At 63.5% G+C, this 16,761-nt stretch carries 20 protein-coding genes and 1 pseudogene; 14 read left to right on the forward strand and 7 right to left on the reverse strand.

All coding sequences use genetic code 11. From position 1 onward, the window contains the following. The first annotated feature begins 30 nt into the window (after positions 1-30). The 12 genes and pseudogenes from ACVWYI_RS07565 to ACVWYI_RS07620 all read left to right on the forward strand — a co-directional run bounded on the left by ACVWYI_RS07565 (position 31) and on the right by ACVWYI_RS07620 (position 11,033). Positions 31-1,968 (forward strand): M3 family oligoendopeptidase, encoded by a 1,938-nt coding sequence (locus tag ACVWYI_RS07565; protein WP_456661623.1) that lies wholly within the window; start codon positions 31-33, stop codon positions 1,966-1,968. A 95-nt stretch (positions 1,969-2,063) separates the two neighbouring features. Next, entirely contained in the window at positions 2,064-2,288 is a 225-nt protein-coding gene (locus ACVWYI_RS07570) for an AbrB/MazE/SpoVT family DNA-binding domain-containing protein (RefSeq protein WP_247343091.1), read from the forward strand. Between the two features lie 8 nt (positions 2,289-2,296). Continuing rightward, positions 2,297-2,692 carry a type II toxin-antitoxin system death-on-curing family toxin gene (locus ACVWYI_RS07575; protein WP_247343093.1) on the forward strand — a complete coding sequence of 132 codons (396 nt, stop codon included), beginning with the start codon at positions 2,297-2,299 and terminating at the stop codon, positions 2,690-2,692. A 96-nt stretch (positions 2,693-2,788) separates the two neighbouring features. After that, positions 2,789-2,941, forward strand: a complete 153-nt coding sequence (locus tag ACVWYI_RS07580) for an aa3-type cytochrome c oxidase subunit IV (RefSeq protein WP_247343096.1) — start codon at positions 2,789-2,791, stop codon at positions 2,939-2,941. A gap of 137 nt (positions 2,942-3,078) precedes the next feature. Then, positions 3,079-4,206, forward strand: coding sequence for a Re/Si-specific NAD(P)(+) transhydrogenase subunit alpha (locus ACVWYI_RS07585; protein WP_247343101.1), 1,128 nt, complete (start codon positions 3,079-3,081; stop codon positions 4,204-4,206). An 11-nt stretch (positions 4,207-4,217) separates the two neighbouring features. After that, positions 4,218-4,535 carry a proton-translocating transhydrogenase family protein gene (locus ACVWYI_RS07590; protein WP_247343104.1) on the forward strand — a complete coding sequence of 106 codons (318 nt, stop codon included), beginning with the start codon at positions 4,218-4,220 and terminating at the stop codon, positions 4,533-4,535. A 39-nt stretch (positions 4,536-4,574) separates the two neighbouring features. Then, complete coding sequence (locus ACVWYI_RS07595) at positions 4,575-5,975, forward strand: NAD(P)(+) transhydrogenase (Re/Si-specific) subunit beta (RefSeq protein WP_247343107.1); 1,401 nt, start codon at positions 4,575-4,577, stop codon at positions 5,973-5,975. A 173-nt stretch (positions 5,976-6,148) separates the two neighbouring features. Continuing rightward, positions 6,149-6,946: an alpha/beta hydrolase gene (locus ACVWYI_RS07600; RefSeq protein ID WP_247343110.1), complete on the forward strand. Its 798-nt coding sequence runs from the start codon at positions 6,149-6,151 to the stop codon at positions 6,944-6,946. After that, the gene (locus ACVWYI_RS07605; RefSeq protein ID WP_247343112.1) at positions 6,900-8,381 is read left to right on the forward strand and encodes a sodium:proton antiporter; all 1,482 of its coding nucleotides are present in this window, start codon (positions 6,900-6,902) and stop codon (positions 8,379-8,381) included. Before ACVWYI_RS07600 ends, ACVWYI_RS07605 begins: the two co-directional genes overlap by 47 nt. A 139-nt stretch (positions 8,382-8,520) precedes the next feature. Further along, complete coding sequence (locus ACVWYI_RS07610; RefSeq protein ID WP_247447505.1) at positions 8,521-9,618, forward strand: calcium:proton antiporter; 1,098 nt, start codon at positions 8,521-8,523, stop codon at positions 9,616-9,618. A 35-nt stretch (positions 9,619-9,653) separates the two neighbouring features. Next, positions 9,654-9,938 (forward strand): cupin domain-containing protein, encoded by a 285-nt coding sequence (locus tag ACVWYI_RS07615; protein ID WP_247343119.1) that lies wholly within the window; start codon positions 9,654-9,656, stop codon positions 9,936-9,938. Between the two features lie 92 nt (positions 9,939-10,030). Then, positions 10,031-11,033 (forward strand): annotated as a pseudogene (locus ACVWYI_RS07620) (hypothetical protein). Between the two features lie 27 nt (positions 11,034-11,060). Here the strand turns inward: ACVWYI_RS07620 and ACVWYI_RS07625 are convergent. Beyond that, on the reverse strand, positions 11,061-11,711 hold the full coding sequence (locus ACVWYI_RS07625; RefSeq protein WP_247343125.1) for a tetratricopeptide repeat protein: 651 nt from the start codon (positions 11,709-11,711) through the stop codon (positions 11,061-11,063). Positions 11,712-11,836: 125 nt separating this feature from the next. Further along, the gene (rpsU, locus tag ACVWYI_RS07630) at positions 11,837-12,151 is read right to left on the reverse strand and encodes a 30S ribosomal protein S21 (protein ID WP_007614218.1); all 315 of its coding nucleotides are present in this window, start codon (positions 12,149-12,151) and stop codon (positions 11,837-11,839) included. A gap of 259 nt (positions 12,152-12,410) precedes the next feature. Between rpsU and aqpZ the strand changes: the two genes are divergently transcribed. Then, positions 12,411-13,133: an aquaporin Z gene (aqpZ, locus tag ACVWYI_RS07635; protein WP_247343127.1), complete on the forward strand. Its 723-nt coding sequence runs from the start codon at positions 12,411-12,413 to the stop codon at positions 13,131-13,133. Positions 13,134-13,169: 36 nt separating this feature from the next. On the opposite strand, the gene ACVWYI_RS07640 is transcribed toward aqpZ, so the two are convergent. Further along, positions 13,170-14,276 carry a 5-(carboxyamino)imidazole ribonucleotide synthase gene (locus ACVWYI_RS07640; protein ID WP_247343130.1) on the reverse strand — a complete coding sequence of 369 codons (1,107 nt, stop codon included), beginning with the start codon at positions 14,274-14,276 and terminating at the stop codon, positions 13,170-13,172. Then, positions 14,273-14,761, reverse strand: a complete 489-nt coding sequence (purE, locus tag ACVWYI_RS07645; protein ID WP_247343133.1) for a 5-(carboxyamino)imidazole ribonucleotide mutase — start codon at positions 14,759-14,761, stop codon at positions 14,273-14,275. The genes ACVWYI_RS07640 and purE overlap by 4 nt, the downstream gene beginning before the upstream one ends. Positions 14,762-14,902: 141 nt before the next feature. Here purE and ACVWYI_RS07650 point away from each other — a divergent pair, with 141 nt between their 5' ends. Then, on the forward strand, positions 14,903-15,640 hold the full coding sequence (locus ACVWYI_RS07650) for a GGDEF domain-containing protein (protein ID WP_247343138.1): 738 nt from the start codon (positions 14,903-14,905) through the stop codon (positions 15,638-15,640). 2 nt (positions 15,641-15,642) lie between these two features. On the opposite strand, the gene ACVWYI_RS07655 is transcribed toward ACVWYI_RS07650, so the two are convergent. From ACVWYI_RS07655 to ACVWYI_RS07665, 3 genes are all read right to left on the reverse strand, one after another. Continuing rightward, entirely contained in the window at positions 15,643-15,894 is a 252-nt protein-coding gene (locus ACVWYI_RS07655; protein ID WP_247343141.1) for a hypothetical protein, read from the reverse strand. Positions 15,895-15,917: 23 nt separating this feature from the next. Beyond that, the gene (locus ACVWYI_RS07660) at positions 15,918-16,136 is read right to left on the reverse strand and encodes a hypothetical protein (RefSeq protein ID WP_247343144.1); all 219 of its coding nucleotides are present in this window, start codon (positions 16,134-16,136) and stop codon (positions 15,918-15,920) included. Positions 16,137-16,252: 116 nt separating this feature from the next. Continuing rightward, positions 16,253-16,459 (reverse strand): YdcH family protein, encoded by a 207-nt coding sequence (locus tag ACVWYI_RS07665; protein ID WP_247343148.1) that lies wholly within the window; start codon positions 16,457-16,459, stop codon positions 16,253-16,255. Between the last annotated feature and the right edge of the window lie 302 nt (positions 16,460-16,761).

Raw genomic sequence — 16,761 nt, forward strand, 5'->3', positions numbered from 1 at the left:
CGCGATTGTTGAACACAGGTTTCCCACACAATGAATTCGCGCTCCAAGTTTGCAGTTAAGAAATCCGCCGCTAGCAAGCCCGCTCTCCGCAAGCCGAACACCAGGAAATCCGCAGCCAAGGTCAAGTCCTCCAAACCGTCGCTTGCCAAGCCCTCGCTCGCCAAGTCTTCACCCGCCAAGCCTGCGAGCAAGACCGGCAAGCTTCCGGAGTGGAACCTCGCCGATCTCTATACCGGGATCGATGCGCCGGAAGTGGCGCGCGATCTCGCAAAGATGGATGCCGATTGCGTCGCGTTCGAGACGGACTACAAGGGCAAGCTCGCAACAGGAACAGCAAAGGAAGATGGCGGAAAATGGCTCACTGAAGCCGTGCGACGCTATGAGGCGATCGACGACCTCGCCGGCCGTCTCGGCTCCTACGCCGGTCTCGTCCATGCCGGCGACAGCGTGGACCCTGCGATTTCAAAGTTTTACGGCGACGTTTCCGAGCGGCTGACGGCTGCATCGACGCATTTGCTGTTCTTCGCGCTCGAGCTCAATCGTGTCGATGACGATATATTGAACCGCGCGATGCAGGCCGCCGAGCTCGCGCACTACCGTCCCTGGATCGAGGATCTGCGCAAGGAGAAGCCGTACCAGCTCGACGACAAGCTCGAGCAGCTCTTTCTGGAGAAGTCGCAGACCGGCTATTCCGCCTTCAACCGGCTGTTCGATCAGACCATCTCGGGCCTGCGTTTCAAGGTCGGGACCAAGGAGCTCGCAATCGAGCCGACGCTCAATCTGCTGCAGGACCGCGACGGCGCCAAGCGCAAGGCCGCGGCCGAGGCGCTCGCAAAGACCTTCAAGGCCAATGAGCGCATCTTTGCGCTGATCACCAACACGCTGGCCAAGGACAAGGACATCTCAGACAGCTGGCGCGGCTTCAAGGACGTCGCGGATTCCCGCCATTTGAACAACCGCGTCGAACGCGAGGTGGTGGATGCGCTGGTCGCCTCGGTGCGCGCGGCCTATCCAAAATTGTCGCATCGCTATTACGCGCTGAAGGCACGCTGGTTCGGCAAGAAGCGCCTGGCTTCCTGGGACCGCAATGCGCCGCTGCCTTTCGCGGCGACCGGCGTCATCGGCTGGCCCGACGCGCGGAACATGGTGCTGACGGCCTATCGTGGCTTCTCGCCTGAAATGGCTGATATCGCCGAGCGCTTCTTCACCGATCGCTGGATCGACGCGCCGGTACGCCCGGGCAAGGCACCGGGCGCGTTCTCGCATCCGACCACGCCGTCGGCGCACCCTTACGTACTGATGAACTACCAGGGCAAGCCGCGCGACGTGATGACGCTCGCCCATGAGCTCGGCCACGGCGTGCATCAGGTGCTGGCGGCCAGGAACGGCGCGCTGATGGCACCGACGCCGCTGACGCTGGCGGAGACCGCAAGCGTGTTCGGCGAGATGCTGACCTTCCGGCGGCTGCTGGCGCAGACCAGGAACCCAAAGCAGCGCCAGGCGCTGCTCGCCGGCAAGGTCGAGGACATGATCAACACCGTGGTGCGGCAGATCGCGTTCTATTCGTTCGAGCGCGCGGTCCACACCGAGCGCAAGAACGGCGAGCTCACCGCGACGCGGCTCGGCGAGATCTGGCTGTCGGTGCAAGGCGAGAGCCTGGGGCCGGCAATCGAGATCAAGGCGGGCTACGAGAACTACTGGATGTACATCCCGCACTTCATCCATTCGCCGTTCTACGTCTACGCCTATGCGTTCGGCGATTGCCTCGTGAACTCGCTCTACGCCGTCTACGAGAACGCGGCCGAGGGCTTTGCCGAGCGCTATCTCGACATGCTCGCCGCCGGCGGCACCAAGCATTATTCCGAGCTGCTGCGGCCGTTCGGGCTCGATGCCAAGGACCCGAAGTTCTGGGACAGCGGCCTCTCGGTCATCGCCGGCATGATCGACGAGCTGGAAGCAATGGGCTGAGGCGTAAGGAGCCTCTAGGGTCGATGTAAAACATTTGTTGAACCGCGACCCGTACTGCGTTATACAATTGTATAACGCAGTACGGTGGGACGACCATGAAGATCGAGATCAAGAAGATCGGTAATTCAGATGGACTGCTGCTTCCGCGCGAGCTGATGCAGCGACTTGACCTCAAGCGCGGACAGCAACTGCACATCGTGGAATTGCCGGGCGGTGGTTTCCAACTGCTGCCCTATGATCCCGATTTCGGGCGGACGATGGAAATCGCCGACGACCTCATGGACAAGTACCGGGACACCCTTGCCGCACTAGCAAAGTAGGGGGGCAAATGAGCGAGCCCGAAGAGCCGCTCTGGATCACCTACGAGCAGGCTGTCGCAATTCACGGCCGGCAACTCCGCCGCTTCGGCGGCGCGCCGGGATTGCGCGATGAAGGTATGCTGCGATCGGCACTCGATCGGCCGATCAACAAGTGGCGCTACGAACAGGCGTCGCTCGATGAACTCGCTGCGGCCTATGCATTCGGTCTCGCGAAAAATCACGCATTTGTCGACGGAAACAAGCGCATCGCGTTCCTGGCGATGATGGTCTTTCTTCACAAGAACGGAGTGACCTTCAGTCCCGATCCCGCGGAAGCGACAACCATCATCCTTGCGCTCGCCGCCGGTGAAGTCAGCCAGCAGAGCCTCGTCCGCTGGATCCGCGATAATCTGGATTCCAAATGACCTGATTTGCCGGAAAACCGCGCCTGCCTGCCGTTGCCCTGCCCGAAAGTTTGCGGTATCCCAACGATGAATTCGACTTTCGACTGGGGACAATTGATGGCTGATCATAGCGAAGTGGCGTACAGCACCGCCGACGGCAACGACTACGTTGCCCACGAGCAGACCTACGAGGGCTTCATCAAGCTGGTGAAGTACGGCACGATCTCGGTCGCGCTCATCGTGATCCTGATGGCGATCTTCCTGACCTGACTATCGCCGGCTGCATCCGCCAGCGCCGGCGGCTGCTCATAAAATTTGCACACAATCCGGTTCCAAAACCGGTATCCAACGTTGCGGGAGTAACGCTAAGTTCGCGTGCGCGCTTTTCCCGCGTCGCCGGAGGGCCTATGAAGATCGCCGTTGCCAAGGAAATCGATCCGTCGGAGCCGCGCGTTGCCGCTTCGCCGGATACGGTGAAGAAGTTCAAGGCGTTGGGTGCCGAGATCGCCGTTGAGCCGGGCGCCGGCCTCAAGTCGGGCCTGCCGGATTCCGAATTCACCGCCGTGGGGGCCATCGTCAGCGCCGACGCGCTGAAGGACGCCGACATCATCATTAAGGTGAGGCGCCCTGAAGCCTCCGAGTTGGCGCAGTACAAGCGCGGCGCGCTCGTCATCGCCATCATGGACCCCTACGGCAATGAGGCCGCGCTGAAGACGATCGCCGATGCCGGCGTCTCTGCCTTCGCGATGGAATTGATGCCGCGCATCACGCGCGCGCAGGTAATGGACGTGTTGTCCTCGCAGGCTAATCTTGCCGGCTACCGTGCCGTGATCGAGGGCGCCGAAGCCTTCGGCCGCGCCTTCCCGATGATGATGACCGCGGCCGGCACCGTGCCTGCCGCCAAGGTGTTCGTGATGGGCGTCGGCGTCGCCGGCCTCCAGGCGATCGCGACCGCGCGCCGGCTCGGCGCCATCGTCACCGCGACCGACGTGCGGCCGGCGACCAAGGAGCAGGTGGAATCGCTCGGCGCGAAATTCCTCGCCGTCGAGGACGAGGAATTCAAGAACGCGCAGACCGCCGGCGGCTACGCCAAGGAAATGTCGAAAGAGTATCAGGCCAAGCAGGCCGCGCTGACCGCCGAGCACATCAAGAAGCAGGACATCGTGATCACGACGGCACTGATTCCGGGCCGGCCGGCGCCGAAGCTGGTCACGGCCGACATGGTCAAGTCGATGAAGCCGGGTTCGGTGCTGGTCGATCTCGCCGTCGAGCGCGGCGGCAATGTCGAGGGTGCAAGGCCGGGCGAAGTCGCCGACGTCGATGGCATCAAGATCGTCGGCTACACCAATGTCGCCGGCCGCGTCGCGGCGTCGGCCTCCAGCCTCTACGCGCGCAATTTGTTCAATTTCATCGAAACGATGTTCGACAAGACCAACAAGGCGCTGGCCGTGAATTGGGACGACGAACTCGTGAAGGCGACCGCGCTGACCAGGGACGGCGCCGTGATTCATCCGAATTTCCAGCCGAAAGCGTAAGGAGAGCCGCCATGGAGCATGTTGCACAGGTCGTTGACCCCTTCGTCTTCCGGCTGTCGATTTTCGTTCTCGCCGTCTTCGTCGGCTATTTCGTGGTGTGGTCGGTGACCCCGGCGCTGCATACGCCGCTGATGAGCGTGACCAACGCGATCTCCTCGGTGATCGTGGTCGGCGCGCTGCTGGCGGTCGGCGTCGGCATGATCTCGATCGGCTCCGGCTGGGCGCGCGGCTTCGGTTTCGTCGCGCTCATCTTTGCCTGCGTGAACATCTTTGGCGGCTTCCTTGTCACCCAGCGCATGCTGGGGATGTACAAGAAGAAGTCGAAGTAAGCGGCCACCTCGGGCTGAAGGGATCAATGGGGACCTGAGATGAACGCCAATCTCTCTGCATTCTTGTATCTCGTGGCGGGGGTGCTGTTCATCCTGTCGCTGCGCGGGCTGTCGAGCCCGGCGTCGTCGCGCCAGGGCAATCTGTTCGGCATGATCGGCATGGGGATCGCGGTCGCAACCACGCTCGCCAGCCATCCGCCGGCGGACGGCGTCGCCTGGATCCTCGTGATATCAGGTATCGCCCTTGGCGGCGCGATCGGCGCGGTGATCGCCCGCCGCGTGCCGATGACCTCGATGCCGGAACTGGTCGCCGCCTTCCACTCTCTGGTCGGCATGGCCGCGGTGCTCGTCGCTGCCGGCGCATTCTACGCGCCCGAAGCCTTCGACATCGGCACCCCCGGCAACATCCATCCACAGAGCCTGGTCGAGATGTCGCTCGGCGTCGCCATCGGCGCGCTGACCTTCACCGGTTCGGTGATCGCGTTCCTGAAGCTGTCCGCGCGGATGAGCGGTGCGCCGATCATCCTGCCGTTCCGCCACATCATCAACATCGCGCTCGCGATCGCGCTCGTCGTCTTCGTCGTCGGCCTGGTGATGTCGGGCAGCGCGCTCGACTTCTGGCTGATCGTCATTATCGCGCTGGCGCTCGGTGTGCTCATGATCATCCCGATCGGCGGCGCCGACATGCCGGTCGTGATCTCGATGCTGAACTCCTACTCCGGCTGGGCGGCTGCCGGCATCGGCTTCACTCTCGGCAATTCCGCACTGATCATCACCGGCGCGCTGGTCGGATCGTCGGGCGCGATCCTGTCCTACATCATGTGCCACGCGATGAACCGGTCCTTCATCTCGGTCATCCTCGGCGGCTTCGGCGGCGAGACCGCTGCGGCCGGCGGTGGCGGCGGCGGCGAGCAGAAGCCGGTCAAGCTCGGCTCGGCCGACGACGCGGCCTTCATCATGAAGAACGCTCAGAAGGTCATCATCGTGCCCGGCTACGGCATGGCGGTGGCGCAGGCCCAGCATGCGCTGCGCGAAATGGGCGACATCCTGAAGAAGGAAGGCGTCGAGGTGAAATACGCCATTCACCCGGTCGCCGGCCGCATGCCCGGCCACATGAACGTGCTGCTTGCCGAAGCCAACGTGCCCTATGACGAGGTGTTCGAGCTCGAGGACATCAACTCCGAGTTCGCGCAGGCCGACATCGCCTTCGTGATCGGCGCCAACGACGTTACCAATCCGGCCGCCGAAGACGACAAGACCTCGCCAATCTACGGCATGCCGGTGCTCCAGGTCTGGAAGGCCGGCACCGTGATGTTCATCAAGCGCTCGCTTGCTTCGGGCTATGCCGGCATCGACAATCCGCTGTTCTACCGGGACAACACCATGATGCTGCTCGGCGACGCCAAGAAGGTCACCGAAAGCATCGTCAAGTCGATGTAGCGCGGAAGGAAACGGGCCGTGGCCAAGCGACGCGCGGGCAGCGCGTCGCTTGGCACGCCGCTCACAAGGCGACGTTGTGGTTGCCGCGACGTTCCGGCGAGCCTCCAGCCCGATGTCATGAAATTGCTGCGGAGCTGTCGCAAAGTCCTGAACGGGGACGGGGCCGCGTCATCATGACCATCGTCAAGTGGATCGCCATCCTGTTCGCGGCCGTTTATCTCGGCTGTGTCCTCGTGCTGTATGTCAGGCAGCGCGAGATGCTGTTTCCGATCCCGCCCGTCGGTCGCACCGCGCCGGATGCCGCAGGCTTGCCCGAGGCTGAAGAGCACGTCCTGACCACCTCCGATGGCGAGAAGGTCATCGTCTGGCACGTGCCGGCGAGGCCCGGCCGCCCCGTGATCCTGTATTTCCCGGGCAACGGCGATTATCTCGCCGGTCGCGTCAGCCGCTTCAAGGCCATGACGGCGGACGGCACCGGTCTCGTCGCGCTGTCCTATCGCGGCTATGCCGGCTCGAGCGGTGCGCCGAGCGAGGAGGGCCTGCTGCAGGATGCAGCGGCCGCCTACGCCTTCACCACTGCACGCTATGCGGCGGAACGAATCGTCGGCTGGGGCTTTTCGCTCGGGACCGGCGTGGCGGTCGCGATCGCCTCGCAGCATCGGGTTGGAAAACTCATCCTGGAAGCTCCCTATACGTCGACGGTCGACATTGCTGCTTCATCATTCTGGTTCGTTCCGGTGCGCCTGCTGATGCGAGATCCATTTCATTCCGATGAGCGCATCCCGCGCGTCACTGTGCCGCTATTGGTGATGCATGGCACCAATGACCTTGCCATTTCGATCGTGTTCGGAGAGCGTCTGTTCGCGCTCGCGCATGAACCGAAGCAGTTCGTTCGCTTTGCGGGCGGCGGACACGATAATCTCGATGCTTTCGGTGCGATCGAAACGGCGAGGCGCTTCATTGCTTCCTAGACGGCTTGTTGTTCGGTGCGGGAGCGGGTTCATCGCCGCGATCCTGGTCGTGTTGTTGCCGCAGCACGCATGGGCGGCGACCGGGCTCGACGGCGCGGCGATGCGCTGGCCCTATGCGCTGCCCTTTTGCGGCCTCCTGCTGTCGATCGCGCTCGGCCCGCTGCTGTTTGCACGGTTTTGGCACCATCATTACGGCAAGATCGCCGCGGCCTGGTCGCTGCTGGCACTCGCCTCGCTCGTCATCTTGGGCGGGAGCATGGCGGCGCTGGCGGCACTCGTCCACGCCATGCTCGCCGAATATCTCGGTTTCATCGTGCTGCTGTTCTCGCTCTATGTCGTGGCCGGGGGCGTTCTCGTCAGGGGCGACATCAAGGCGACGCCGGCGGCGAATGCCGGCATCCTCGCGCTCGGCACGCTGATGGCGAGCGTCGTCGGCACCACGGGGGCAGCCATGATCCTGATCCGGCCTTTGATCCGCGCCAACCGGCCGCGGCGCCACAACGTCCATGTCGTCATCTTTTTCATCATCCTGGTTGCCAATGTCGGCGGCGCGCTGAGCCCGCTCGGCGATCCCCCGCTGTTCGTCGGCTTCCTGCATGGCGTCGACTTCTTCTGGACCACGCGGACCATTTGGCTACAGACGGCGATCGTTGCCGGACTGCTGCTCGCGATTTTCGTTGCCATCGACGTCTGGCGCTTCCGCAGCGAACCCTTGCCCGGCGACGCCGGCGCCGCGAAGCCGGTCCGCATCCGCGGTCTCGTCAACCTGGTGCTGATCGCAGCCATCGTCGCGAGCCTGCTGGCCTCGGCAATGTGGAAGCCCGGCATTGCCTTCGACATTCTCGGAACCAGGCTGGAGCTGGAAGACATCGCCCGCAACGCGGCGCTGCTGGCGATAGCGGCCCTGTCGGTGTGGTTGACGCCGGACGAGCACAGGCAAGCCAACGGCTTCACTTGGGAGCCGATTCGCGAAGTCGCAAAACTGTTCGCCGGCATTTTTGTCGCGATCATCCCGGTCATCGCCATGCTCAATGCCGGCCATCACGGTGCCTTCGCCTGGCTGTTGTCGGCCGTGACGGCGCCGGACGGCACGCCGCGCGAGGTTGCCTATTTCTGGTTCACCGGCCTGATGTCGGCGTTCCTCGATAATGCGCCGACCTATCTGTTGTTCTTTGAACTCGCCGGCGGCGAGCCGCAGGTGCTGATGCATGAGCTGTCGGGCACGCTTGCGTCCATCTCCATGGGCGCGGTCTACATGGGCGCGCTCACCTATATCGGCAATGCGCCGAACTTCATGGTGAGCAGCATCGCCAGCGAGAACGGCATCGCGATGCCGAGCTTCTTCGGTTATTTCGTGCGTGCCAGCGCGGTGCTGATCCCGCTGTTCCTGCTGCTGACGCTGCTGCCGCTCGCGCCGATCCTGCACTTGCTTTGAATCTGCCGACCGATTTGCCACTGCTCGCCCAAGGTGCGATGAATATCGTCGCACCCTGGGCTTTTCGTTTGAGCATGATCCTTTCGGAAAGCCGCGATACATTTTTCCGGATCGTGCGCGAAGCAGTTGGAGCCGATAGATGAGCGCGCATAGTCCGATGCCCCGGTCGGCCTGGATCTTTCCGGCCCTGGCCGTGCTGTTGTATGCAGCCGTCAGCGCGACGGGCTATGTGTTCACGCTGTCGGTTGGCGGGCTCTTCTTCGCCATCGTGCTCCTCGTCATCCTGTTCGGCACCGTCTTTGCCGCGGTTCATCATGCCGAAGTGATCGCCGAACGGGTCGGCGAACCCTATGGCACGCTGGTGCTGACTCTCTCGGTGACCATCATCGAGGTGGCGCTGATCACCACGATCATGCTGGGCGACAAGCCTGCCCCCGAACTGGCGCGCGACACCGTGTTCGCCGTGGTCATGATCGTCTGCAACGGCCTTGTCGGGCTCTGCATCTTCATCGGCGGCCTGCGCTATCGTGAGCAGGGCTTTCAGCTCTCCGGCGCCAACGTCTATCTCAGCGTGCTGTTCGCGCTCGCGACCATCACCCTGATCATGCCGAACTACACGACCACCACGCCGGGCCCGGTCTATTCGGCGATTCAACTCGGCTTCGTCGACGTGGTTACGCTCGCGCTGTATGGGGTGTTTCTCTACACCCAGACCGTGCTGCACAAGGATTACTTCGTTCACGAACGGGAGGATGGCAGGATCGGCGAGGCGCATCTGTCGGGCCGGACCTTGGTGCTCAGCGTCGTGCTGCTGCTGATTGCGCTGCTGGCGGTCGTGCTGCTGTCCAAGAAATTCTCGCTGGTGGTCGACGCCGTTGCGGCCAGGATCGGTGCGCCGCCTGCCTTTGCCGGACTTCTGGTCGCGCTTTTGATCCTGCTGCCGGAAGGCGTCGCGGCCGTCTCGGCGGCCCGCAAGAACGACCTCCAGAAGAGCATCAACCTCGCGCTGGGCTCGTCGCTGGCCACCATCGGGCTGACCTTCCCGGCCGTCGGTGTCGCTACCTATGCGCTCGACAAGGAACTCAAGCTCGGTCTCAGCGCCCAGGGCAGCGTCCTTTTGCTCCTGACCTTCTTCCTGAGTATGCTGACCTTCGGTACGGGTAGGACCAATGTTCTGTTCGGGCTGGTCCATATGGTGGTATTTGCCGTCTACGTGTTCATGGTTTTCGTGCCCTGAACCGGTTTTCGGGATCATGCCCCAGGAGAGTTCCGATGCTTGCCGCCAAGTCCGAGGTTCAGGTCGACAATGAGCAGGTTCGGGTGACGGAGTGGCGGCTCGCTCCAAACAGCGCCACCGGGCATCACACCCACGGCATGGACTACGTCATTGTTCCCATCGTCGCGGGGGAAATGACCATCGTGGCGCCAAATGACGAGCGGTCCAAGGCGCAGCTTGCGGCTGGAAAATCCTACTTTCGCAAGGCGGGCGTCCAACACGACGTGCTTAACGAAACTGCAACCGAGATCGTGTTCCTTGAGATCGAGCTGAAGCCGTAAGTCCGGCGTACTTCTTTGCCATTGATCCGTCGCAGTTGATCCCTCACTATGCCTCAAAGTTCCCGCATCAGATCGCGCGGGGAGTGGCCGGAATGCTGAAATACGTCGCTAAAATCTCGATGGACATCTTCCCCTCGGTGCTCGCAACGATCATCGGGGCATACATCGTTAATCACTACATCAACGCCAAGCCGGCGGCGGATGCCCCTGCGGCCGTGATGGCGCCTGCCGAGGCCGGCAAGAACGGCAAGCCCGCCGATGTGGCCAACCTCCCGGCGCACGGCGTCAAAGCCAAGGGCATCTCCGAGAAGGGCGTGACGGACAAGCCGGCGGCCGAGAAGACTGCCGAGCAGCCGGGCGCTGAGCCCAAGACGACTGAGAAGACCACTGAGAAGGCGACTGCGGACGTAGCGCCGGCCGAGCCCGCCCCGCGCGGTAAGACGTCCGCGCGCGAGAAGGCGGTCGCCAAGTCCAACCCGGCTGTCACGGCACCCGCTCCCTCCGCCCCGGTGGTGGAGGCCAATTCGGCGCCGGCTGCTGCCGCTCCGGCTGCAACCGCCGATGCCAACGATCTTGTGCGCGCTGCGATCGAGCGCCTGCGCAAGTCGCCTGAGGGCAAAGCGATTGAGGCCAAGTCCTTCGAGACCAAGCCTTCCGAAACTAAATCTTCCGAGACCAAGTCTTCCGAGACCAAGTCTTCCGAAACCAAGTCGGTCGAGAGGACCCAGGAGCCTGCCGTGCGGGAAGCCGCCCGCACCCCGGAAGCCCCGCGTATTATCCCCATGGACCCGTCGATGGTACGGCCGTTGCCGCCCCCGATCACGGTCTCGACGACGCCCGCACCCGAGGCCTATGGCAATGGTGGCTCGTCGCAGGCGAGCCCGCCCTACACGGCCTCGGTCGGCAACGAGAAACCCAAATCGGTTGACGCCGCCGGCTGATATTCCGGTCCCGATGATCGCGCCCCCGCTCGACCTGCGCGCCGATGCCGGCGCGTCCATGCCGCGGCCGAAGACCAATGTCGCCGACGACATGCTGTCGGGCGTCAAGTCCATGTTCCATTCCGTTCTACCGAAGAGCGACACCCCGGATTAAGACGGGGCCTGCGCTGCGCCAGAATCGTCAGCCGCCGACGCGGGCGAGGCCGCTGCGGGCGGCATCGTCGCGTGGACGAAGCGAGACCGCCTTGGTGTAGGACGCCGCCGCCTTGGTCCTGTCGCCCAGCCGTTCATAGGCTTGTCCGCGTGTGCTCCAGACCTGGGCATTGTGCGGGTCGGCCTCGGAGGCCTCGTCCAGATCGGCCGCAGCTTCCTTGACCTTGCCGAGGGCGAGATAGCTGATGGCGCGGCCGAGCAGCGGCTCGACCTTCTGCGGGTTGAGTCCGCTCGCGGAGCTGAAATCGGCGATCGCGAAGTCGTGCTGGTTTTTGCTTTGGTAGATCAGGGCGCGGCCATAGAGCGCCTGCGCATTGTAGGGGTCGAGCCCGACCGCGAGATTGAATTCATCGAGCGCGGCCGCCGTCTCGCCGGACTTTGCCAGGCCCTGAGCCTTTGCCGTATGGGCCTGGGCTTCGCTGACGTTGTTGGCGCTGACCACGTTCTCAGCCGACGTGGCAGTCTTGGGCGCCTCCTGCGGCTTCTCCTTCTCCGGCATCAGCGATCCCAGATCGAAGGAGCAGCCGCAGAGTGCAATCCCCGTCAAGGCCAGCGCGAGCGGCTGCTGCCAGATCTGGCGGAACCGCGCCAAGCGGCGCTTGGGGAAAGGAGAGGCCATCTACGGTTCGCTCGCGCCGGTGCCGCATCGGTAGTGCCCGTCCCAGAAAGGCACCGCTCACAAAACAATAACGCGGACCAGGGGCCCGCGTCATCGAAAACTGTAGTCTTTTCAGGTCAGGTAAATCAGCGCGGTCCGCGCGGACCAGCACTTGCACCAGCGCCAGCACCCGGGCCGCCACGACCGCCACGATCACCGCCGGGGCCAGCGCCGAACACCGGCTTCGGCTTCATCGGCAGCAGGCCTTCGCGCTGCAGCTTCTTGCGGGCCAGCTTGCGCGCGCGGCGCACGGCTTCGGCCTTTTCGCGGGCCTTCTTCTCGGAGGGCTTCTCGTAGTGACCGCGGAGCTTCATCTCGCGGAAAATACCCTCGCGCTGCATCTTCTTCTTCAGCGCCTTGAGGGCTTGATCGACATTGTTATCGCGGACGAGAACCTGCACGCGGCATCCTCTTCAGTGGATCGGATTTGAATTCTGGTAAGTCAAAGGGGATGGCGAAGACGCGCAAGCCCTTAACCTTGAGGGCGCGGATGTATCAGACAAAACTGGGGATGTCCACCGACCAACCGCGTTTTCGGGCCAAGTTCAGCCATCAAATGAGGCAAAATACCACTGTGCGGCCCTGATTTGGGAGATTTGACGCCAAGGGCGGGGCCGTTCCGGAGCTTGTTCCGGAATCCTTGAAAGCAGGGGACGACACATGGATATGAAAAAATACGCGGCCGAGGCTATCGGCACCTTTTGGCTCACATTCGCAGGTTGCGGGAGCGCGGTGATCGCAGCCGGCTTTCCGCAGGTTGGTATCGGTCTGGTCGGTGTTTCCCTCGCATTCGGGCTGAGCGTGGTCACCATGGCCTATGCGATCGGCCACATCTCCGGCTGCCATCTCAACCCGGCTGTCACGGTCGGTCTTGCTGCCGGCGGGCGTTTTCCGGCCGGACAGATCCTGCCCTATGTGATCGCGCAGGTGGCCGGCGCGATCGTGGCCGCGTGGCTCCTCTACGTCATCGCAAGTGGAGCTCCCGGCTTCGACGTCAGCAAAGGATTCGCGTCCAACGGTTACGACGCCCATTCGCCCGGCCAGTACAGCATGATCGTGTGCTTCCTCACCGAAGTGGTGATGACCATGATGTTCCTGTTCATCATCATGGGCGCCACCCATGGCCGTGCGCCCGTGGGCTTTGCGCCGCTGGCGATCGGGCTCGCGCTGGTGATGATCCATCTCGTCAGCATCCCCGTCACCAACACCTCGGTGAACCCGGCGCGCAGCACGGGTCCCGCATTGTTCGTCGGCGGCTGGGCGACCGCGCAGCTCTGGTTGTTCTGGGTTGCGCCACTGATCGGCGGCGCGCTGGGCGGGGTGATCTATCGCTGGCTCAGCGACGAGCCCACCGGCGTCGTCGCGGGCGCGAAGACGGCGTAATTGCAAAGCGGGATCGCGGCATGCGCCGCGGTCCCGTTACTTGCCGGTCGTGGGTCGCACTTCGGTGACGTGGCCCATCTTGCGGCCGGCGCGCGGCGCGCCCTTGCCGTAGATGTGCACGGTCGCGCCTGGCACGCTCAGCCACTTGTCGTAGTCTTTGATCTCGTCGCCGATCAGATTGGTCATGGTGACGACCTCGCCGTGGCGCACGGGCTTGCCTAGGGGCCAGCCGGCAATGGCGCGGATATGCTGCTCGAACTGCGAAATTGACGCACCGTCGAGCGTCCAGTGTCCGGAATTGTGCACGCGCGGAGCGATCTCGTTGACCAGCACCTTCGGTCCGGTGCCGTTGGCGAGCACGAACATCTCGACGGCGAGCACGCCGACATAATCGAGCGCGCTCGCGATCTTGCCGGCGATGCTGCGCGCTTCCTCGGCGAGCGCGTCCGGGATCCGGGCGGGCGCACGGGAAATCTTCAGGATGTGATCGCGGTGCTCGTTTTCAGTGACGTCAAAACACTCGACCTGACCTGTGGCCGAACGGGCGGTGATCACGGAAATCTCGCGCTCGTACGGCACGAAGGCTTCCAGGATCGCCGATTTGGTGGCGAGACTGGTCCACACTTTCGCGATGTCGTCGCCCTCGCGGATGATGGCTTGGCCCTTGCCGTCATAGCCGAAGCGGCGGGTCTTCAGCACCGCCGGAAGGCCGATCCTGACGATCGCCTCGCGCAACGACGAGACCGAGGTGACGTCGGCATAGGCTGCGGTGCCGATGCCGAGCCGCGTCACGAAATCCTTCTCGGCGAGCCGGTCCTGGGTGGTCTCGAGGATCTTGCGGTTGGGCAGCACGGGGCGCCGCGCATCCAGCACCATCGCGGCCGCGGACGGCACGTTCTCGAATTCATAGGTGATGACATCGACGTCGTTGGCGAACAGCTCGAGCGCTTCGACGTCGGCATATTCGGCGCAGGTCGCGTTCAGGACGACGTCGAAGGCCGGCGAGTCCGGATCGGGCGAGAACACCTGGCAGCGCAGGCCGAGCCGGGCCGCCGCCATGGCCAGCATCCGCCCCAATTGTCCGCCGCCGAGGATGCCGATGGTGTCGCCGGGCTTCAGCTTCACCTGCTTTGCGTCAGTCACGCCTTGTCCTCCGGACGCTCGGCAACCGCCTCGGTCTGCGCCTTGCGCCAGGCGGCCAAGCGATCGGCCAAGGCCGGGTCGGACAAGGCCAGCACGGCAGCCGCCAGCAGCGCCGCATTGATGGCGCCGGCCTTGCCGATGGCGAGGGTCCCGACCGGGATGCCCGCAGGCATCTGGACGATCGAATAGAGCGAATCAATGCCCCTGAGCGTCCTGGATTCGACGGGAACGCCGAACACGGGCAGTTCCGTCAGCGCCGCCGCCATGCCGGGCAGGTGCGCAGCGCCACCCGCGCCGGCGATGATGACCTTGTAACCGGCCACCTTGGCGCCCTTGGCGAACGCAAACAGCCGGTCGGGGGTGCGGTGGGCCGAAACGATGCGGGTATCGGCGGCAACGCCGAGCGCTGCAAGCGTGTCGGCGGCATGCCGCATCGTGTCCCAGTCCGACTGGCTTCCCATGATAACGGCGATCGGCGCGGTCATGACGTCAATTGTGCTCGAAAAACAGAAAGATAGGCCAGATTAACGGTTCCGGCCGGCGGCTCGCAAGGCGGTGGCAAGGAGAAGCGAATGCACTATCCTGTCTTGGTGAATCCCCGCAAGCCTTCATTGAGCAGGATGCCCATGAAGAAACCAAAAACGGCGAGCGCTGCGAAGGCCAAAAAGGGCCTGAAGACCAGCGCCAGCCGCTCCAAAGCTGCCTCCAAAAGCCCGGCCAAGCGCCCGGCCGGGCGTTCGATCAAACCGTTGCGGCGCGAAGCGTCGGCCGATGACGGTGCCAAGACGGCCATCAAGACGGCCATCCGCAACCTCCGGAGCAAGCTCAAGGGGGCGCTGCGGCGGGTCGCGGAACTCGAAGCCGCCGCCGACACCGACTTCCTGCTCGAGATTCCGAACCGGCGCGGCTTCGAGCGCGAGCTCGCGCGCGCCGTCGCCTACATGAAGCGTTACCGCGCCAGCGGCGCGCTGATCGTGCTCGACGTCGATCGGTTGAAGCCGATCAACGATTCCTTCGGCCATGCCGCCGGCGACGAGGTGCTGAAGGCGATTGCCACAACGCTGGCGCGGCAGATCCGCGCCTCGGACGTGGTCGGCCGGCTCGGCGGCGACGAGTTCGCGCTGCTGCTCTGGAATCTCAGCGAGACCGACGCCAAGGCGAAGGCCGCGGCCTTCGAGGAGGCCATCGACGAATTGTCCTTTGTGTTCCACGGTCAGCACGTGAGCGCGGGCGCCTCTGCCGGCGTCGCCCTGCTTGGCATGCAGTCCGACGCCGCGCGCGCGCTGGAGGAGGCCGATGCCGCCATGTATGTGCGCAAGGCGCACCGGCGGCATGAACCGGGCATCAGGCTCGTCAGCAGCTGATTTCAGAGCGTGCCGAGGTCTTCCGGTACATTGCCGAAGCGGCGGAGCAGTTTGGCGTCACCGAATTCGCCGGTCATGGGATTGCCGCTGCGGCTGAACGCGACCGCGCCGATGTGGCCGGCGCTGTGCGACATAATTTCGGCGCGCCGTAACGCGGCCGCCGAGGTCTGGCATTCTTCGGCCGCACCTGCGACCGGCGATCCGTCGTCGTCGGTCAGGAAGGGTAATGCTACGTAATAGGTGACATCGGACATGGTCGGCTCCGATAGCTGACAGCTCAGGCGGCGCTGCTCTTGCTCCGCATCGTGCTGCGTGAGGACTCCGGAATGCAGCCGGCGGAAATCGCCGCCCGCAATTCTTCGAGCTCGGCCTCCAGATATTCATTGGCCATGATCAGCGCCTTGATGGTGCTGCGCAGATTGCCGTCGCACATGGCGATCGCCTGATCGCAGGCTTGTTCATAATGGCTGTTGTCGAGAAGGGCGGTTGCCGTCATCTGCGTTTTCCTTGGCATTTTCCTGGGGCGCTCGGTGCCAAAATGTTCTTATTTTGTTCCTTTGGAGTCAAGCGGATTCACGTGCGGCGGGCCGCCGCAAAGCCATTCCCTGTGGATCAGGCGATGATGTCCGGCGTGATCTGATCTTCGATGAACGCGATACGGTCGCGCAACAACAGCTTGCGTTTCTTCAGCCGCTGTAACCGCAACAGGTCGGGGGCGGGCGATTGATGCAGTGCATCGATCGCCGCATCGAGATCTCGGTGTTCCTGGTGCAACCGGGCGAGCTCGGATTCGAGTTCGCGCTCGTCTTCATTGGTCATGTTTGCGGTGGCCGAAAAACCGATAGGCGTGAGAGAGATTAAGGCTGTGGATGCCCTGTGGAAATTATCGTCCTTGCGCGGCGTGATCGCAAGCGATCTGCGACCGTCGCTCGCCGATCTCCCGCGACATATTTCTGCGGCTTGCGACGGCGCTGCGCAAGCACGTTGATATCATGGATTTTTCCCGCGTGGTTCCCTTGCTCACGCTTCGTTACATATGAATTTTCAAAAATGACGGTGCGACGACGGATACCCATCGACAGAACGAATCGGTGATGTAGACTTCCTTGTCCGGATCGAAT

The organism is Bradyrhizobium sp. LB13.1 (assembly GCF_054056815.1).